4 protein-coding genes are annotated in these 2323 nt (G+C 58.5%); all 4 read left to right on the top strand.

From position 1 onward, the window contains the following. Window positions 1–136: 136 nt before the first annotated feature. Entirely contained in the window at window positions 137–625 is a 489-nt protein-coding gene (locus tag SB751_RS27935) for a hypothetical protein (protein WP_313818785.1), read from the top strand. A gap of 4 nt (window positions 626–629) precedes the next feature. Continuing rightward, window positions 630–1133, top strand: a complete 504-nt coding sequence (locus SB751_RS27940) for a DUF3304 domain-containing protein (RefSeq protein WP_144197181.1) — start codon at window positions 630–632, stop codon at window positions 1131–1133. Between the two features lie 64 nt (window positions 1134–1197). After that, the gene (locus SB751_RS27945; RefSeq protein ID WP_144197182.1) at window positions 1198–1710 is read left to right on the top strand and encodes a DUF3304 domain-containing protein; all 513 of its coding nucleotides are present in this window, start codon (window positions 1198–1200) and stop codon (window positions 1708–1710) included. Between the two features lie 2 nt (window positions 1711–1712). Further along, a partial coding sequence (locus SB751_RS27950) for a phospholipase effector Tle1 domain-containing protein (RefSeq protein ID WP_410748783.1) occupies window positions 1713–2323 on the top strand: 611 nt, incomplete at its 3' end.

The raw sequence follows: 2323 nt of genomic DNA on the forward strand, positions 1-2323 counted from the left end.
TACATCCACGACTCGCGCGCGGGGTTTCTGCGCGTGGACCACAGCGGTTATCTGAGGCCGCGAGAACTGATCGCGCCCTCCGGCGCAGAGCATCTGCTGAATAAGACATTGGCTCTCACTGGCACAGGAGCGGCGCATGTTTTCGGATAAATCTCGCGGAAAGAGCCCGAACAAAGACGCCCCGCTCTTGCTCGACCAGCTTGGTCCGAACGATTCGCCACGCGTCATTGCAATGCCAAAAGGCGTGGTGGCACGCCAGGATCCAGATGGGAGCGTGACCGTTCGCCATCCGGATGGCAGTGAAATCTCGGCCAGCGCCCAAGGATATTGCCGGGGCAGGTTCTGCACTGTGGACTCGGTAACCGTTGCGGATATCGCCTACGTGACGGAGCATTATGTCAACCGAGTGCATGAAACGGTGTCTCACGTCGTACGGTTCCTTAACGGTGGCACGCTTTGCTACGCCGTCGATTTCAACGGACGGGTAATCGACTGCGAGTTCAGCGGAATGCAGGTATCACTGCAAGAAGGTCATCTCATCGTGGGATGCACGGAGATGGCGCTGTCCCTGGAACTTCGAAAGCCACGCCAGCTGCCTGCTGAGCAGGGAGGTAACCGAGAGTGAAGGAATGAAAGGAATTGCAGGGGTGTTCCTCGTGGCACTGCTGGCCACGCTTGGTGGTTGCGCCGTGGCTTTGCCGAACCGGGATGTCGAAGCGTCGGCGTGGGCTGCGAACTACACCGAGGACTATATCTATGACTACCGGATTCAGACGGTTTCGGGGAAACGCACCGGCGTGGGGGGCGGCAACGTTGCGGAGTTTTCTCGAGGCGGAACCGCAGGGATCGAATGCTGCGGGCGGATGCCGGGCGTCGGTCAGACGGTCAAGGTCGTGTGGCAGGTCGGCGGACGGCAGGAAGACAGGTCCGAGTGGAAAACCTACAGCCGGGATGTCGTTGTAACAGGAACGATGCCGCGAGGATCGAGGCATCACAGTCGTCTGGTTGTTCGATTCTTTCCCAATCACGAGATCGAGGCAGAGCTGTTTCCATATGGCGAGCTGGATCCCAAAAACCCTCGGGTCGACAAGCTTTTTTCAGGCGAGCGCGTAATGCGCCACAAGGGGGAATAACGATGCAGGATTGGTCCAATAGCCACGCGGCAGAACATCGCGGCTTGAAACGGAGTAGGGCTGAATGAGACGGATTGCTTGTGTGTCGTTTGTGATGATATTGGCCGCGCTCGGTGGTTGCGCTGCGGTCCAGTCTGACCGTTCTGTATTGGCGGCGGCGCGCAGTGCGAACTACACCGAGGACTATATCTATGACTACTGGATTCAGACGGCTTCGGGGAAGAACACCGGAGTGGGAGGCTCCAATGTATCGGAGTTCTCGCGAGGCGGGACCAGTGGGCAGCGATGCTGTGCGCGAATGCCCGGCGTCGGTCAGACGATCAGGGTCGTATGGGAGGTCGGTGGGCGCCAGGACGACAGGTCCAAGTGGAAGACCTATACACGGGATGTTGACGTAAAAGGGGTGATGCCAAAGCCAAACTATAAGCTTCAGAGCTATCTGATTGTCCGGTTCTTTCCGGACCATGAGGTCGAGACCGAACTGCTCGCTGGTGACGGCGATCTCGGACCGGAGAATCTACGGATAGACAGACTTTTTTTTGGTAGGCCACGCGTGATGCGCCAAAAGGGAGAATAACGATGCAAGACTGGTTTACCGACAGCCACGATACTTTCCATCGGGCGCTCAAGACCGCCACGGTGCTACACAACGAAGAGTTCACGACCTGCTCGACCTGCGAGCAGAAGCCGTGGTTCAGCTTCTTTTTCGATGGTACCGGCAACAATCTGGAGTTGGACAAACCACGGCAGAAGAAGTCCAACATCGCCCGACTGTTTAAGGGGCATGTCGCTGATGAAGAACCGTTGATCGTGGCGCTTTACTACCCGGGCGTTGGCACGCCGCTTGGCGCCAGTGATCCAAGTTGGTGGGAACAAATCCGCGACAGCGAGACACTGGGCGGAGGAGCCGGATTGGGCGCCGATGCGCGATTAGCGTTGGCCGAGGCAGATTTTCGAGATAGATTGAAAGCCAACCACAAAGTCACCCGCATCGACATCGCCGTATTCGGCTTCTCCCGCGGCGCGGCGCTCGCGCGTGCTTTCGTAAACCGGCTGCTGAAGCAGTGCGAGATGAGGCACGGGCGTCCCTTTTGGCCTTGCCCGACGGCAGCTGATGGTGAAGCCGCGCCGCTGCATATCCGGTTTCTGGGTCTGTTCGATACCGTCGAGTCCGTCGGGCTGCCGGGGCA

Origin of the sequence: Cupriavidus sp. SIMBA_020 (assembly GCF_046535395.1) — a bacterium.
Lineage (GTDB): Bacteria > Pseudomonadota > Gammaproteobacteria > Burkholderiales > Burkholderiaceae > Cupriavidus > Cupriavidus campinensis.

What these genes read in the sequence shown, in the direction of transcription:
- SB751_RS27935 (WP_313818785.1), top strand. Translation starts at nt 137, where the DNA reads ATGTTTTCGGATAAATCTCGCGGAAAGAGCCCGAACAAAGACGCCCCG.
- SB751_RS27940 (WP_144197181.1), top strand. Translation starts at nt 630, where the DNA reads ATGAAAGGAATTGCAGGGGTGTTCCTCGTGGCACTGCTGGCCACGCTT.
- SB751_RS27945 (WP_144197182.1), top strand. Translation starts at nt 1,198, where the DNA reads ATGAGACGGATTGCTTGTGTGTCGTTTGTGATGATATTGGCCGCGCTC.